This is a genomic window from Achromobacter sp. UBA4530 (genome assembly GCF_002388205.1).
Classification (GTDB): Bacteria; Pseudomonadota; Gammaproteobacteria; order Burkholderiales; family Burkholderiaceae_B; genus Achromobacter; species Achromobacter animicus.
On record NZ_DGMA01000007.1, the window covers coordinates 369,836 to 385,892 of the forward strand.

Genomic DNA, 16,057 nt, shown 5'->3' on the forward strand with positions numbered 1-16,057 from the left:
CAGCTAATGACAGCAAGATGACTGCGCAGCGATTGCGCACCGAAAGCTTCTCAATTTGTGTTCAACTGCCTGTCAGACTGACTTTTTCCTGTAACTTCTGTCATCTCCGCGCTTTTTGGGAACACGTTAGAAATTTTGCGATTTCTCATGACAGGGACAATCCCGAGTTGACCATGGGGACATACCTGTGTGGAATGCGGCCACGAGGCGTTGGCTTGCGACACCCCGGCAATGCGCGCCTCACCGAAGCTGGCCCGGCAAGATGGCCGGCTCGGAACAACAATATGGAGAAGACTCTTGAACGTGTTGTCACATGCCAAGGCCGTCCTGGCCGCCGCCATCGCTGGCGCCTGCCTGACCTCCGCTGCCCAGGCCGCAGATCCCTACCCCAATAAACCCATCCGCCTGATCGTCCCGTTTGCAGCCGGCGGCACCACCGATATTGTGGCGCGCGTCGTGGCCGAGGGTCTGGGCCGTGAACTCGGCCAGCCCGTGGTCGTGGAAAACCGCGCCGGCGGCGGCGGCTCGATCGGCGCCGACGCCCTGGTTCGCTCTGCCAACGACGGTTACACGCTGGGCGTGGCCACGGTCAGCACCATGGCCACCAATCCGGCCACGAACCCCAAGAACCCGTACAACCCGCTCAAGGACTTCACGCCGATCACCAACATGGTGAACGTGCCCAACGTCATGACGGTCAACCCGAGCGTGCCCGCCAAGACCCTGGCCGAATTCATCACCCTGCTCAAGAACAACCCCGGCAAGTACAGCTATGCCTCGTCGGGCGCGGGCGGCATCAGCCACCTGGACGGCGAGCTGTTCAAGTCGCTGACCAAGACCGACATGGTTCACGTTCCTTACCGCGGATCGGGTCCGGCGCTGAACGACGTGATCGCCGGCCAGGTGAACGTCCAGTTCGACAACCTGCCCTCCTCCATGCCGCACATCCAGGCGGGCAAGCTGCGCGCGCTGGCCGTGGCGGCGCCCAAGCGCCTGCCCGCGCTGCCGGACGTGCCGACGTTCGCCGAGGGTGGCCTGCCCGACATGGACAACATGGCCTGGTACGGCCTGGTGGCGCCCGCCGGCACGCCGCAAGCCGTGGTCGACCGCGTGCACGCCGCGGCGGTCAAGGCCTTGAAGGATCCGAAGATCGCCCAGCGCCTGGCCGACGGCGGATCGATCGTGGACGGCAACACGCCGGCCGAGTACGCCGCACAGATCAAGCGCGAACTTGAACTGCGCCAGCGCATCGCCAAGGACCGCAACATCGTCCTGACGAACTGATCGCAACCTGACGAGAGGGGCGCGGGCCGGCGGTTTGCGGTTGGCGCCCCGCTTTGCATTCGTCCCCGCTTGACGGCAATTGCCCCGGTGGTAGCATCTGCCCCGTGCAATCCGATATATCTTCCCTTCCCTGCGTCACCTGCGCTCTCTGCGCCCTGCGCTCAACGCTGTTGAGTTCGCAGGAGGTCGCCGCGCGTTCCGCTTACGCGCGGTCCAAGCCCGGCTAATCGCCCGCCTCTCCCCTTTCTGATTTTTGCTCCGGCCCGTTGCCGGCTGCCTGCGCACATCCGCGCGTCCTGCAGCCTGAAACCAGCCGGCGGGCGCACTGCCGCGTGGCGGGCGCTCGTCCCCATTTCGCCGCTCGCACGCCCTTTTCGGCTTGCGCGGCGGCCACGCACCGCACCTTTTCGATTCAGCGCCATGCAACTCACCAAGAAATTCGTCAAAGCCAAGAACCCCTGCGCGGGCGGCTACAAATGGTTCCTGCGCGACCACAACGGACAGGGGGACTATCAGGCCGTGCTCGATGCCCTGGTCGCCGACGGCCGCGTCGGCGACGCCTGCTGGCTGCTGGACCAGTTTGGTCCGACCGACGCCGTGTTGCGGCTGGATACGCTGGATGCCACCGCCATCGTGTTTGCCGGGACGCTTGAAGTCCGCATGGGGATCAACGTGGACACGGTGGTGCGCGCGGGACGCAGCCTCATCACGGGCGGCGGCATTCGCGCCGGCGAGTCGATCGTGGCGGGTGAAAACATCACCGCCGGCGGCAACATCGCCAGCGGCGGCAACCTGCGCGCCGGCGGCGACGTGGCGGCCGACTGGGGGATCGAGATTGCGACGCGCCTGGATTGCGGCGGCAACGTGCGCGCCAAGTGGGACATCTGCGCCGGACAGGACCTGGCCGTGACCGGCCACCTGCATGCCGGCCAGGACATCAATACGCAAGGCGCCATCAAGTGCGGTCAAGGGATCAAGGCAGGCGGCGGCGTGACCGCGGAGCAGGAAATCAATGCCGGTTGCGGTATTCAGGCGGGCGGGTCCATTCAGTCGGGCGAACACCTCGCCTGCGGGTGGGGCTTGATCGCCGGCGAGGACATCCGCGCCGAGGGCGCCATCCGCGCGGGCGAAGGCGCGCAGGCGGCCGGCGTCATCGAGGCGGGCGCGGGACACGGCGTCTACGCCGGACTGAGCGTGCGGCTGGACGCGTGGGATCTGTGTGCGCGGGTGGTCGCCCAATCCCGCCCGGCACAGTTGGTCAGCGGGCATTGGGCGGGACCGGACGGTGCGACGAACGCCGGCTCCACGCCCCCCGACCAGCCGTGGAACGGGTGGATGGATGTCGGCGCGGCGAAGCGTGACGGCTACGCAGGCGGCCCGCAAGGCTGAGAACGCCGCCACCGGTTGTCGGGCGTCGCAGCGGGTTTGATTGCCATCGCCGCTATCGCCGCCCCGCTTTGTGGGGCGTCGCGGGATGGCGTAGCACCAGCATCAACCCTGTCAGGATCGCGGCCATGCCAGCCAGGCTGAGCGCCGGCAAGCGATTGCCCAGAATCAGGTAGTCCAGCGCCGCCGTGCCCACCGGCACCAGATAGAAAAGGCTGGTCACGTTGACGAGGTTGCCCGCCTGGATCATGCGGTAGAACAGCAGCGTGGCGCCGACTGAAATCACGAGGCCCATCCAGATCATCGGCACGATGAAGCCGACGCTCCAGTCGGCATGCAGCGGCTGGAATGGTGCGAACAGCAGGCACAGCACCAGACTGATCGCGTACTGCAACGGCATCACGTCCATCGGCGGTTGCTGGACGCGCTTTTGCAGCAAGGCGCCTCCCGTCATGCTCGCCAGCGCCGCGCAGGCGTACGCGATGCCCGCGACGGACATGCGCGTCAGCGCGATGCTCTGGTAGACGACCAGCACCAGCCCGGCGAGCGCCAGGCAAAGTCCCGCCAGACGCGCCGGCGCAAAGCGGCGCTCCGTCAGCGCCAACGTCAGGATGGGCTGCGCGCCCAGCAATGTGGCCAGCACGCCAGGCGTCACGCCGTGGTCCAGCGCCAGCAGATAGCAGATGGAGTAACTGCCGATCAGCAGCGCGCCTGTCGCGGCGACCTGCATGCGGGTGCCGGTCTGCGGCAACCAACGACCGCGCCTCGCGCAGATCAGCAGCAGTACCGCCAGCGCAAGCAGGAAGCGGAACAAGAGAAAGCCGAAGGCGGAGGCATGCGACAGCCCCCATTTGGCAAAGATCGCGCCGCCGCTCCACAGCAGCACGAACAAGGTGGTGGACGCGTGGGCAGTCCACGCGTGTCGGATGATGGACATGAGGTATCACCTGTCTGAATGGGGTACAGACTCCCGCCCGGGGCGCGATAACGCGCGCCCATGTGCGCGCGCGGCGGGCGACGTCAATGCGTCATGCTCGCGGGGCGGCGCTGGAGTTCAGGCGGGAGACGGAGATGCGGCGGGTCAGCCTAGGACGGCTGACACAGGCGGATGCGCGCCCGACACGACGCCGCGAGGCGGCGATGCGGGCGGCGGCGCCGCGTTCTTGACAGGAGACACAGCCGGCGGAGCGCCGGCGGAGAAGGAAGCCGATACACGCGCGCACGCGAGACCCGCGCGGACGGCGCGGGCAAGCATGGCGAAATGCGTATAAGCAGGCATCCGCGCAGACTACCGGCGCCGGGCCGCAGCGTCAAGCATCGGCGGTTGTGGCCGCGCGGTTTCCCGGCACCGAGGCGCCGGAACCGGGCCGGTGCGCTAACCAATCCTGCGCTGCTCCACCCCCATGTCGCGCCATGCCTCGCCGTGGCACGTAAACATCAGGATCTGATGGCGGGTCGCGGCGTCGAACAGCGCGCGCTTCATGAAGTCGCGCCGGGCGTCGTCGGTGTGGACCAGCGCGTCGTCCAGCAGCAGCAAGGTGGGCCGGCCGGCCTCTTGCAGCAGATCGGCGTAGGCGAACCGCGCCAGGATGCCGAGCTGTTCCCGCGTACCGAAGCTGAGGGCGTCCAGCGCGTCTTCGCCATCGCCCCGGCGCAGCGCCGTGGGCAGCAGCGCATCGTCCAGGCGCAGCGCGGCGTCGGGAAAGAGCAGCGCCAGATAGTGGTTGAGTCGGCGGGCGAGCGGCGCTTGCAGGCGTTGCGTGGCGGCGGCGCGTTTGTCGGCCAACAGCTTTTGCAGCAGGTCCAGCGCGGCGGCGCGCCGTGAGAATTCGTCGCGGCGCCGTTGCAGACGCTCGCAGGCTGCCTGCGCTTCGGACAGGCGTTCGCCCAGGCCTTGCGCACCGGCCTGGTCCAGCTTGCCCTGCAATTGCAGGATGTCGCCGTGCCGCTTGTGCTGGGCGTCGCGTTCGATGGCGGCAGATTTTTCAAACCGCTGCACGTCCTGCTCCGCGAGTTCGGGCCGGTGTTCAGCCAGCGAGGCCCGGGCCTCGCGTACGCGCAGTTCGAGCTGGTCGTGGGCGCTGCGCACTTCGGCAAGGCGGCCGGCGCGGGCGTGGCGTTGCGCCGTGCGTTCGTCGGATTGCAGTTCTGCGCCCCGGGCGGCAGCCTGCCCTTCCAGCAACTGCGCACGGGCCGTATCGGCGTCCAGCGCGCGCTGCGCATCGGCGACTGCCTTTTCCGCCTGCGCCGCAACGGCTTCGGCCTCGCGCAGGGCCTGCACGGCGTCGGGCAGATCGTCATCGCTTGTGTCGGGAACGATGCCGGCATCTGCATCAGCAACCCGAATGCCGTCTTCGGTTTCCTGCACAGGCGGCAGCTTGGACAGCCTTTCCTGCAACTGCGCCAGCCGCGCCAGTGCCTCGTCGCGCTGGGTGCGCAGCGCATCCACGCCGCGGGGCGCATGAATGCTCAGCGTCTTGCGCATGCCTTCGAGTTCGCGCTGCAGCGCGTTGTAGCGCGCGTGACGCTGTTCGGCATCGGCCAGGGTGTCGACGCCCGCCCGCTTGAGCAACGCGGCGCTTGCCGACTCCGCGCGCGCCAGTTCGCGCTGCAAGGCCGGCAGGTCTTGTCCGCCCGGCTCGATTTGCAGGCGCCCCACACCGGGCAGATCGAGTTCGGCCGCGGCCGTAAGCAGGACTTCGCCCGCGCCGCTGACGGCCTTGCCGTCCAGCAGCGCCTGCGCGCCGGCATCGAGCCGGTACCGCAAGCGCGTCGCGACCGCCTGTTGCTGCAACTGCAGATTTCCGAGTTCGCGGCCGGCCTTGCGCAGCGCCTCGATTTCAGCATCGGATATTTCGAGTTGGACGGCTTCTGTGCGCAACGCCGAACCTTGCTGGATCAGGTGGGTGGCTGCGACCAGCGCGCCGTCCAGGCGTTCGATTTCGGGGGTGAGCTGCGCAAGCTGCCGGTCCAGGTCGCGGCGGTCCGCCAGCGCCTGAAGCCGCGTCACGCGCCGGCGCGCGGCCTCGACTGCGGCGGCATGCGATTGCCGCTGCTGCAACGCGCGCGCCAGCGGTTCCTGCATCGCCTGCACATGGGCGTGCGCCGCGCGCGCATCCCGAAGCAGCGCCTGGTAATCGGCTTCGTCCTGTTGATCGCGGCGGACCTGATCCTGCAGCAGTGCAAGGGTCTGGGCGGCCTGCGCCTGCTCGCGTTGCAGTCCGTCGAAGGCTTCACGCTCCTTGGCCAGTGCGGCAAGGCGCGCGCGGGCCTGGACAGCCTTGGCCTCGAAATCCTTCCAGGGTTGCGCGGCCTGGGCGCGTTCATGTTCGCGCCGCAGTTCGGCCAGGCGATCGACGTCGGCGTTGAGCTGGGCCATGGCCTGCCCGCATTCGTCGCGTTCGGACAAGGCGCGCGCGAGCGCATCTTCGGCGTCTTTGTAGCTGCCCTTGGGACGGCCGTTGCGGGCGTCCAGCAGCGCGGCGCGCTCGGCCGACACGCGATCGAACAGCCGGTCGCCGTCTCCGGAGGCCAGCTCGCCGGAGAGCTGCGTCAGCGCATCGCGCAGATGCGAGCCCGCAAAGCCGGCGGCTTCGTGCAGGTTCTGGCCGTCGCCCTGGCGGATCCATAGCAGGCCCGGTACGCCAGCCAGGTCAGGTTTGCTTTGGCCGCGCCCGGGCATTTCAAAGCCCAGTAAACCGGCCAGCGCGTTTTCGGCTTCTTCGCCGTCCAGCCGCTGCGCGCCGTCGTCCACCACGAGTTCGCAGCGGGCCTTGGACAGGAACTGCTTTTTCAGGACGTAGGCGTGATCCGCGTGCGTGAAGGCCACTTCAACGCTGGGGCGCGCGCCGGATTCGCCGCGCGGCGCCAGGTCGGCGACCTTGCTGGTGCTGTAGCGTTCAAGGAAGGCGGCTCGGATGGCGGCCGCGACCGTGCTTTTGCCGGCCTCGTTGGGGCCGACAAAGAGGTTCAGGCCGTCTTGCAGTCCGTCCAGCGACAGCGGCTGGCGGAACTTGCGGAATTCTTCGAGGGCGATGCGGGAGATCTTCATTTGGCGGCTCCCGGCGTGGCGGTTTCGCGCTGGAACCGCAGCAGCAGGCGCAAGGCCTCGCTGGCCACGGCGGACTGGTCTTCGTCCGCCTGCAACGCCTGCAGTTGTGCGGCGACCTCGCCCACGTAGCCGCTGGCGCGCAATTCGGCCAGGTCAGCTTCGTCGGGTTCCAGGCGCACGCCGGACAAGTCCGGCAGCAAGGCCCGCACCTGCGCGGCGGCCTCGGCCACGGCCTTTTGCAGCGCATCCCAGGTTTCAAGGTTGACGTGCCCCTGCACGTCCAGGCGCAGCACGTCGTCTGACCGCAACGCCGCCATGCGTTCGGCCAGCGCCTGGGCATCGGTGGGCAGGCTAAGGGTTTCGGTCCAGGCGGACCAGCGGTACTTGCCGGTTGCAATGCGTTCGACCACGGGTGCGGCGCCCGGCGCGTCGATGCGCACGTCCAGGACATAACCGGGCTCGTTGCCGCGAAAGCGGTCCTGTTCCGGCGTGCCGGCATACCAGGTGCGTGTGTCAATGGACAGACAGCCGTGCCAATCGCCCAGGGCCAGATAGTCCAGACTGGCGCGGTCCGCGCGGTCGGGCGCAATGGGATTGGTGGCGTCGATCGTGTCGGGCAGGCGGCCGGCAACGCTGCCATGGGCGAGGCCCACACGGATGCGTCCGGGTGGCGTTTCCAGCGTGTCGAAAGCCTGGGTGACGTCGTCGTAGGTGTGGCGTTGCGTAAGCGGCGCGGCAAGCACAGCGAGGTTGGCGTCCGGCAGGTCCACCACGCCGGTCGTAAGCGGCACATGCACGTTGGCGGGGATGCAGCCCAGTTGCATGGCGCGGCTCCAGACGCTGTCGGCAAGGGCCGCGTCGTGGTTGCCGGCGATCATTACCCAGGGCCCCGTGTAGCCGGCCATGGCGGCAAAGAGGCGGCGGATGCTGCGATCGGACACGGCCTGCGTGTCGAAGACGTCTCCGGCGACCAGCACGGCATCCACGCGGCGCTCGGCGGCCAGCGTGGCGATGCGCGCGACGACCTCGAAACGGGCCTCGGCGAGCATGGCGGCATCGTCGGTTTCAAACTGGCCGTATTGGCGGCCGATCTGCCAGTCGGCAGTGTGCAGGAAATGGGTCATGCGGCGATTTTGGCATAAAGCAACGAGCCGTTTCGCGCACAGCGTGCGCAATTCAGCGCACTCAAAAACACGCGGGCCGCATCGAAGCGGCCCGGAGGGTGTGCGTCCTACTGGCCGTGCAAGCGCCAGATCAGGCGCAGGCCGGTGAGACGCAGTTCAGATGCGATTCGAGGCGCAGATCAAGCAGTCCAAGCACGCCTCGAGGTGCAGCTTAAGTCCTGCTCAAGCGCCCTTGCCGTCCAGGACCAGTTGCTGGCGGGACGCCGCGCTGCGGTCGTAGCGCGACAACCCGAGCCCGTCGGTGCTGATGGCGGGGCGCTGGCCCATGACGAGATCCGCGACCAGCTTGCCGGAACCGCAAGCCATGGTCCAGCCCAGCGTGCCGTGGCCGGTGTTCAGGTAGAGGTTGTTGTAGCGCGTGGCGCCGACGACCGGCGTGCTGTCCGGCGTCATGGGACGCAGGCCGGTCCAGAACTCGGCCTGGGCCACGTGGCCGCTGCCGGGGAACAGATCATTGACCACCAGTTCCAGCGTCTTGCGGCGGGCGTCCTTCAGGCGCAGGTCGAAGCCGGACAATTCGGCCATGCCGCCCACGCGGATCCGCTGGTCAAAGCGCGTGACGGCGACCTTGTAGGTTTCGTCCAGCACCGTCGACACCGGCGCGGCGGCCTCGTCCTTCATGGGAATGGTCAGGGAGTAGCCCTTGACCGGATACACCGGCAGGTCCAGGCCGAGGGGTTCGAGAAAACCGCGGGTGTAGCTGCCGAAGGCGGCCACATAGCGGTCGGCCGTGAGGACTTCGTTGCCGACGCGCACGCCGGTGATCTGGCCGCCGGCGGTGTTCAGGCCCGTGACGCTTTGGCCATAACGGAATTCAACGCCCAGTGCGGCCGCCATGTCCGCCAGGCGGCGGGTGAAAAGCTGGCAGTCACCGGTTTCATCATTGGGCAGGCGCAGGCCGCCGGTGAGCTTGTGCGCGGAGTTGGCGAGCGCGGGCTCGGCCGTGACGAGACGGTGGCGGTCCAGCAATTCGTAGGGAACGCCCACCTCTTCGAGCACCGCGATGTCGCGGCGCGCGGCCTCCATCTGGGCTTCGGTGCGGAACAACTGGAGCGTGCCGCGCGCGCGCTCTTCGTAGTGGATGCCGGTGGCGGCGCGCAGTTCACGCAGGCAGTCGCGGCTGTACTCGGACAGGCGCAGCATGCGTTCCTTGTTGACGGCGTAGCGGTCGGCCGAGCAGTTGGCCAGCATGGCGGCCATCCATTTGAGCTGGAACAGGCTGCCGTCCAGGCGGATCGCCAGCGGCGCATGTTTCTTGAAGAGCCATTTGATCGCCTTGAGCGGAATGCCGGGCGCGGCCCAGGGCGTGGAATAGCCCGGCGACACCTGACCGGCATTGGCGTAGCTGGTCTCCTGCGCCGCGGCCGGCTGGCGGTCCAGTACGGTCACTTTGGCGCCCTGCCGGGCCAGGTAATAGGCGGTGGTGGTGCCGATGACGCCGCTGCCGAGGACGATCACATGCATGATTCTTTCCGGTATTTGGATTTGTCTGGGAATTTCGGTAGTCTATGACCCCTGCAGCAGTGAAAAACACTGAAAATTTTCCTTCGGCAGTGGTTTTTCTCGGGCCAACCTTGTTTTTCGACCGGCGTTAGTGAAATGCGCGACCTCGACCGAATTGACCTCAAAATCCTCGACATCCTGCAGCGCGAAGGCCGGATTTCGGTCACGGAATTGGCCGAGCGCGTGAGCCTGTCGGCCACCCCCTGCTCCGACCGCGTCAAGCGCATGGAGCGCGAAGGCGTCATCACGGGTTACCATGCGCGCGTCAATCCTGCGGCGCTCGGCAAGAATCTGCTTGTCTTCCTGGAGATCAAGCTGTCGGCCAAGTCGGGCGACGTCTTCGACAAGGTCAAGCAGGAACTGCTGTACGTGCCCGAGGTCATGGAATGCCACCTGGTGTCGGGCGAATTCGACTACCTGGTCAAGGCGCGCCTGTCTGAAATGAATGAATACCGCCGTCTTCTGGGCGAAATCCTGAAGCGGCTGCCCGCGTCCGCCGAGTCTCACAGCTATATCGTGATGGAGGAGATCAAGGAGACGCTCTTCCTGCCGGTGGACCGCTAGGGCCTGTTCACACTAAAAGAAGGGATGCGCCGCGCCCGGCTAGGGGCGCCCGGCCTGGGGCCCCCGGCCAGAGGCGCCCGCCTTGTTACCGATAATTCCTGCGGCGGCTGCTATGCTGCGGCCCTCCCCGGCGAGCCGATGCGCTCGTCCGACCCTAATTTTTGCTCTTGCCCATGACCCGTCTTTATAAATACTTCTTCCGCGGCCTGATCACCGTCCTGCCGCTGGCGCTGACGATCTACCTGCTGTACCTCTTTCTGGCCTGGACGGAAGGCGTGGCGCTGACGTTCCTGCGCCCCTTCATCGGCGGCTTCTATGTGCCGGGCATGGGCCTGGCGCTGGGCATCCTGGGCATTCTGGCCATCGGCTACCTGGTGTCCAAGCAGCGCGTGCAGCGTTTCCTGACGCTGGTCGAGATGCCCTTCACCAATTTGCCGGTGGTCAAGAGCATCTATTCGTCGCTCAAGAGCTTTGCGGATTACTTCTCCCCCAGTTCCAAGAACACGGCCCAGCAGGTCGTTGTCCTGCGCATCCCGGGCCAGCAGCTTGAGCTGGTGGGCCTGGTGACGCGCCGCGGCACCGATGGCCTGCCCGAGGGATTCACCCAGGGCGATCGTGTCGCCGTCTACCTGCCGATGGGCTACATGATTGGCGGCTATACCGTGTTCGTGCCGCAGGAATGGGTGCAGCCCATCCAGATGTCGGTCGAGGAAGCCATGCGCTCGTCGCTGATCGCCTGGATGGCGCGGGCAGAAACCGGCGGCATCCGCCCCGTGCCCACCGCCAGCCCGGACGCGGCCGCGGATAAGCCGGTGGCTCATCCGGTGTCGCAGCCGGCCGCCCAGCCCGCGGGCCAAACCGCCGGCTCGTCCGTTTCCCCGTCCGTCGCCCCGGCCGTCTCCCCGTCCGTCGCGCCGCCCGCAGACCAGCCCGCCGCTACCGGAAACCCGGCCAACCCGGCCAATCCGCGCACCCCCGGCAACGGCCCCGCCTGACCTCGATTTACCGAAGCACTTCCATGTCCATCATCGAATTCACGCTTGCCGAAGGCAGCCCCTACATTGAAATCAATCAGCTGCTGAAGGCGACCGGCGTCGTCGACAGCGGCGGCGCCGGCAAGATGCTGGTGGCCGACGGCCAGGTCAGCGTCGGCGGCGTGGTTGAAACCCGCAAGACGGCCAAGATCCGCGATGGTCAGATCGTCACCTGCGGCGGTGTGCGCATCGTGGTTCGCGCCTTTGCCGGCGGCCACGACGACCACGGCGACAGCGCCTGACTTCCCTGTTGATCCCACCACGCCGCGAGCTGCCATGAAATTCAAGATGTCCCAGAACTCCATCTTTGCCGTGCTGCTGCGCTCGCCGTGGTGGATGAGCGCCGGCGTGGCCGTGCTGCTGAGCGCAGGCGGCTTTGCCGCGCTGCCGCTGGAGTATGCCGCGATGGGCGTCTTTGCCGCGGTGCCGTTTGCCGTGATTTCGATCATGGCCGCCTACAAGCAGCTGCGCGCGCCGTCCGGCGCCCGCGTGCAGGCGGTGACCGAAACCGTTGCCGCCATGTCGTGGGCAGACTTTTCAAAGACCGTTGAAGCCGGTTTCCGCCGCGACGGCTGTGAGGTCGAACGCCTGCAGGCGCCTGGCGCCGATTTCGCGCTGAGCAAGGACGGCCACGTGGCCATCGTCAGCGCCAAGCGTTGGAAAGCCGCCAGAAATGGCGTGGAACCGCTGCGCGAGCTGCAGGCCGTGCGCGAAAAGCGCGGCGCCCGCGAAGCCATCTACATCGCGCTGGGCGACGTGTCGGACAACGCCTTGCAATACGCCAAGGCGCAGGGCGTCTCCCTGATGACCGCCCCGGAACTGACCAAACTGCTGCGCGACCTGAAGGTCTGAAGACCGCCGGGCAGCCTTAGACCACCATCACCGAACTGGCCGCGATGACGCGCCACGCACCTGCCGTGGCACCAGGCGTCGCGCCGGCCCCCTCACCCGCCGCAGCACCCGCCCCCGAATCCGGCGCCCAGGTTCGCATGAACCGGAACGTGCCGTTGGCCGGCACGCCGTTGTAGCTGCCCGCGATGCGGGCCAGCACCGACACCACCGCGCAATCCGCGCGCGGCAGGATGCACTGTTCGGACAGGTCCAGCGCGTGGATCTTCAGCAATCCGCCGCGGTGCGCATCCAGGTCATCCTCGCGCGTGACGGTCCAGCCCATGTGATTGACGAACAGCAGGTCCGGATGCAGCAGCGCTTCCAGCGCGGCAATGTCCGAGGACAGCATGGCCTGGCGCAGCCGTTCCTCGGCGTCCTGGATGGCGGCGGTGATCGAAGCATGCATGGCGCGGGTCCCGGAAGTATCTTGGATTGAACACGCCCGCATTCTATTCGGTCATCAGCCGTCTTGCCTTGTTGCCAATGCCCCGCACGTCGCGTTCGGGCATACGCTTTAATGCACCTCCCGCCGGTTTCCGGCGCCCCGCCATTTACCCATTTCAAAGATGACCTATCGCATCCTTGCCGACCTCGTGCTGGTCATACATGGCCTGTTTGTCGCGTTCGTGGTGTTCGGCGGCCTGCTGGCGCTGTGGAAACCGCGCATGGCGTTCTGGCACCTGCCGGCGCTAGCGTGGGGTGCAATGGTGATCGGCATGGGCTGGATCTGTCCGCTGACGCCGCTGGAAGTGTCGCTGCGCGAACGCGCGGGGCAGGAAGGCTACGCGGGCGGCTTCATCGAGCACTACGTGCTGGGCATCATCTACCCCGAGGGCATCACGCGGGCGACGCAGATGCTGCTGGCGGCGGTGCTGATCGTGGGCAACATCGTCGTCTATACCGTGTGGGCGCGCCGCCGGGCCGATGCGCGCCGCGCGGCTGCGGCTGCGGCTGCTGCCCAAGCGGGGCAGTCCATACAGGGCCGCTCCTGAACAACGCGAACCGCCCCACCCCCGCCCCGCGCCGCTACAGGCTGCGCGCGATCACCAGGCGCTGGATGTCGCTGGTGCCCTCGTAGATCTGGCAGACGCGCACATCGCGATAAATGCGCTCGACCGGAAAATCCTTCAGGTAGCCATAACCGCCCAGCGTTTGAATCGCCGCCGAGCAGACCTTTTCAGCCATCTCGGACGCAAACAGCTTGGCCATGGACGCCTCAGTCAATGCCGGCCTGCCCGCTTCGCGCAAGGCCGCGGCGTGCAGCACCATCTGGCGGGCCGCGTGGATCTGCGTCGCCATATCCGCCAGGCGAAACGACACGGCCTGGTGTTCGATGATGGGTTTGCCGAAGGCTAGTCGATCGCGGGCGTAGTCGCGCGCGCATTCGAAGGCCGCCCGCGCCATGCCCACCGACTGCGACGCAATGCCGATGCGCCCGCCTTCCAGATTGGACAAGGCGATCTTGTAGCCTTCGCCTTCTTCGCCCAGCCGCCACGCCGCCGGGATGCGCATGTCTTCAAATGCAATCTGGCAGGTGTCGGACGCGTGCTGACCGAGCTTGTCTTCCACGCGCAGCACCTTGTAGCCCGGCGTATCGGTGGGGACGATGAACGCCGAGATGCCGCGCTTGCCCGCGTCGGGGTCGGTGACCGCGAACACGATGACCGTCTGCCCGTTGCGCCCGGACGTGATGAACTGCTTGGCGCCATTGAGGATGTAGTGGTCGCCGTCGCGCCGCGCGCGGGTATGCAGGCTGCTGGCGTCGGAGCCGGCCTGCGGTTCGGTCAGCGCGAATGCGCCGATGTGTTCGCCACGCGCCAGCGGCCGCAGGAACTGCGCCTTCTGGTCGTCGTTGCCGAACTTCAGGATGGGCATGCAGCCGACCGAGTTGTGCACGCTCATGATGGTGGAGCAGGCGCCGCTGCCCGCGGCGATTTCTTCCAGCGCCACCGCGTACGAGATATAGCCGCTGTCGTTGCCATCCCACGCTTCCGGCACCAGCATGCCGAAAAAGCCCAACTGCGCCATTTCGGCGATGGCATCCGCGGGATAGTGGTGTTCGCGATCCCAGCGCTCGGCATTGGGCGCCAGGCGCTCCTGCGCAAACCGGCGCGCCATCTCCTGGACGCTTTGCTGTTCGTCGGTCAAAAGCATGCTTGTCTCTCCTGATGCGGCGGGCCGTCGATCGAGCCGCGGCGCGCGTTTTTTGTGGTGTGCATGACCGGCGCCGGGCGGGCGGCGCCGTGTGATTGCGAGAATACACCGGCGCGGGCCCCGGCCGGCGCGCGTTGTGCAACACCCGCGGTGCACCTTTTAAGCCCGCGCGGCCCGTCCCCTATGCCCGCGGCGCGTCCTGTTCCGCACGCTGCTGCGCCGGTCCCATGGCGCGGCTCAGGTTGTAAGCCGTGTTCACCAGGCCGATATGCGAAAAGCCCTGCGGAAAGTTGCCCACCAGGCGGCGGCGCACGACGTCATACTCTTCCGACAGCAGCCCCAGGTCGTTGCGCAGGGACAGCAGACGGTCGAAAAGCCGCTCCGCATCGCCCAGCCGGCCCTGCATGACGTAGGCGTCCGCCAACCAGAAACTGCACGCCAGGAAGACGCCCTCCTCTCCCTCCAGCCCGTCGTCGGTATCCTCGACCGAATAGCGGCGCAGCAGGCCGCCGTGCATGAGTTCGCGTTCAATGGCGTGCACGGTGCCCGCCACGCGCGGATCGCTTGCCGGCAGAAAGCCCACCTGCGGGATCAGCAGCAGGCTCGCGTCCAGCGCCGGCGATCCGTAACTCTGCACGAAGCAGCCCCGGGTGCGGTCGTAGCCATGCTCGCAGATGTCCTTGTGGATGCGTTCGCGCAGCCGGCGCCAGGCATCGACCGGCCCCTTCAGCCCCCAGCGCTCGCAGGCCTTGACCGCCCGGTCGAACGCCACCCAGCACATCACGCGCGAATGCGTGAAGGCGCGCCGTTCGCCCCGGACTTCCCAGATGCCGTGGTCCAGTTCGCGCCAGCGCTGCTCCAGCGGCTTGAGCAGCACGTTCTGCAGGCGCCAGGCTTCGGCCAGCGGCGCCAGATCCGCGACGCGGGCGGCGTAGAGCGTATCAATGAGTTCGCCGTAGATGTCGAGCTGGCTCTGCCCCGCCGCGCCATTGCCCCGGCGCACCGGCTGGCTGCCTTCGTAGCCGGGCAGCCACGGAATCTCCAGCTCGGGCAGCCAGCGATCGCCCGCGATGCCATACATGATCTGCAGCTGGTCGGGGTGACCGGCCACCGCGCGCAGCAGCCATTGGCGCCACGCCTCGGCCTCTTCGCGATAGCCGGCGTTGAGCAAGGCGTACAGCGTCAGCGCCGAGTCGCGCAGCCAGCAATGGCGGTAGTCCCAATTGCGGCTGCCGCCCAGCGCTTCAGGCAGCGAGGTCGTCGGCGCGGCGATGATCCCGCCCGTCGGCTGAAACGTCAGCAGCTTCAGCGTGATCAGCGAACGCACCACGGCATCGCGACGCCCGTCGCCCGGCCCGTCCCAATGACAGCGTTTGGCCCATTCCTGCCACCACGACACGGTGCGGTCCATGCTTTCGACGCGGTCCGGCACGAACCGGGGCGTACGGTGCGAGCGGTGATAGGACAGTGTGAACGGCACGACGCGGCCCGGATGCAGCGAGAACCGCGCCGTGGTCTTCATGTCGTGGCCTTCGAGCTCGATGGGCGTATGCAGCTCGACCGCGTCCGGGCCCGCGATGGCGTTCAGGCCATAATCGCGCCGCCGCACCCACGGCACGCTCTGACCGTAGTTGAAGCGCAGGATCAGCTCCATGTCCATCTGCACATGGCCGGACTCGCCGCGCACGATGCGCACCACGTCCACGCGCTCGTCGTCGTCGCTGAGCGGCATGAAGTCGTACACCAGCACCGAGCCCGTACGGGTCTCGAAGCGGGTCTCCAGCACCGCCGTGTCGGGCACGTAGCGGCGGGACGTCGACTTGATCTTGCCGTGCGGCGCGATCAGCCAGCGCCCGTGACGCTGGTCGCCCAGCAAGGCGGCAAAGCACGCGGGCGAATCGAAATGCGGCAGGCACAGCCAGTCGATCGAGCCGTCGCGCGCCACCAGCGCGGCGGACAGCATGTTGCCGATGAGTCCGTAGTCTTCAAGGGGTTTGGACATGCGC

13 protein-coding genes and 1 pseudogene are annotated in these 16,057 nt (G+C 67.3%); 7 read left to right on the forward strand and 7 right to left on the reverse strand.

What is annotated here, in order from left to right:
- Positions 1-297 precede the first annotated feature (297 nt).
- Both B2W22_RS05980 and B2W22_RS05985 read left to right on the forward strand, forming a co-directional pair.
- A complete protein-coding gene (locus B2W22_RS05980; protein ID WP_056560769.1) occupies positions 298-1,284 on the forward strand; it encodes a Bug family tripartite tricarboxylate transporter substrate binding protein in 987 nt (328 codons plus the stop codon).
- 420 nt (positions 1,285-1,704) lie between these two features.
- Entirely contained in the window at positions 1,705-2,673 is a 969-nt protein-coding gene (locus B2W22_RS05985) for a FapA family protein (RefSeq protein WP_254594876.1), read from the forward strand.
- Positions 2,674-2,725: 52 nt separating this feature from the next.
- On the opposite strand, the gene B2W22_RS05990 is transcribed toward B2W22_RS05985, so the two are convergent.
- From B2W22_RS05990 to B2W22_RS06005, 4 genes are all read right to left on the reverse strand, one after another.
- Positions 2,726-3,607: a DMT family transporter gene (locus B2W22_RS05990; protein ID WP_286936612.1), complete on the reverse strand. Its 882-nt coding sequence runs from the start codon at positions 3,605-3,607 to the stop codon at positions 2,726-2,728.
- A 438-nt stretch (positions 3,608-4,045) separates the two neighbouring features.
- Entirely contained in the window at positions 4,046-6,721 is a 2,676-nt protein-coding gene (locus B2W22_RS05995; protein ID WP_286936614.1) for an AAA family ATPase, read from the reverse strand.
- Positions 6,718-7,845: a metallophosphoesterase family protein gene (locus tag B2W22_RS06000; protein ID WP_175121734.1), complete on the reverse strand. Its 1,128-nt coding sequence runs from the start codon at positions 7,843-7,845 to the stop codon at positions 6,718-6,720. The genes B2W22_RS05995 and B2W22_RS06000 overlap by 4 nt, the downstream gene beginning before the upstream one ends.
- A 222-nt stretch (positions 7,846-8,067) precedes the next feature.
- On the reverse strand, positions 8,068-9,369 hold the full coding sequence (locus B2W22_RS06005) for a D-amino acid dehydrogenase (protein WP_286936616.1): 1,302 nt from the start codon (positions 9,367-9,369) through the stop codon (positions 8,068-8,070).
- A 135-nt stretch (positions 9,370-9,504) separates the two neighbouring features.
- Between B2W22_RS06005 and B2W22_RS06010 the strand changes: the two genes are divergently transcribed.
- From B2W22_RS06010 to B2W22_RS06025, 4 genes and pseudogenes are all read left to right on the forward strand, one after another.
- The gene (locus B2W22_RS06010; protein ID WP_175121736.1) at positions 9,505-9,972 is read left to right on the forward strand and encodes a winged helix-turn-helix transcriptional regulator; all 468 of its coding nucleotides are present in this window, start codon (positions 9,505-9,507) and stop codon (positions 9,970-9,972) included.
- Between the two features lie 173 nt (positions 9,973-10,145).
- Positions 10,146-10,734: pseudogene (locus B2W22_RS06015) on the forward strand (DUF502 domain-containing protein); the annotation flags it as partial.
- A 256-nt stretch (positions 10,735-10,990) separates the two neighbouring features.
- A complete protein-coding gene (locus B2W22_RS06020) occupies positions 10,991-11,248 on the forward strand; it encodes an RNA-binding S4 domain-containing protein (RefSeq protein WP_175136648.1) in 258 nt (85 codons plus the stop codon).
- A 34-nt stretch (positions 11,249-11,282) separates the two neighbouring features.
- Positions 11,283-11,858 (forward strand): restriction endonuclease, encoded by a 576-nt coding sequence (locus tag B2W22_RS06025; RefSeq protein WP_175121738.1) that lies wholly within the window; start codon positions 11,283-11,285, stop codon positions 11,856-11,858.
- A gap of 16 nt (positions 11,859-11,874) precedes the next feature.
- On the opposite strand, the gene B2W22_RS06030 is transcribed toward B2W22_RS06025, so the two are convergent.
- Positions 11,875-12,303: a nuclear transport factor 2 family protein gene (locus tag B2W22_RS06030; RefSeq protein WP_175136649.1), complete on the reverse strand. Its 429-nt coding sequence runs from the start codon at positions 12,301-12,303 to the stop codon at positions 11,875-11,877.
- A 160-nt stretch (positions 12,304-12,463) separates the two neighbouring features.
- Between B2W22_RS06030 and B2W22_RS06035 the strand changes: the two genes are divergently transcribed.
- The gene (locus B2W22_RS06035) at positions 12,464-12,889 is read left to right on the forward strand and encodes a DUF2784 domain-containing protein (protein ID WP_175185377.1); all 426 of its coding nucleotides are present in this window, start codon (positions 12,464-12,466) and stop codon (positions 12,887-12,889) included.
- Positions 12,890-12,923: 34 nt separating this feature from the next.
- Here B2W22_RS06035 and B2W22_RS06040 read toward each other — a convergent pair whose 3' ends face one another.
- Both B2W22_RS06040 and B2W22_RS06045 read right to left on the reverse strand, forming a co-directional pair.
- The gene (locus B2W22_RS06040; RefSeq protein WP_175136651.1) at positions 12,924-14,051 is read right to left on the reverse strand and encodes an acyl-CoA dehydrogenase family protein; all 1,128 of its coding nucleotides are present in this window, start codon (positions 14,049-14,051) and stop codon (positions 12,924-12,926) included.
- A 181-nt stretch (positions 14,052-14,232) separates the two neighbouring features.
- The gene (locus B2W22_RS06045) at positions 14,233-16,053 is read right to left on the reverse strand and encodes a glycoside hydrolase family 15 protein (protein WP_175136652.1); all 1,821 of its coding nucleotides are present in this window, start codon (positions 16,051-16,053) and stop codon (positions 14,233-14,235) included.
- Positions 16,054-16,057 lie beyond the last annotated feature (4 nt).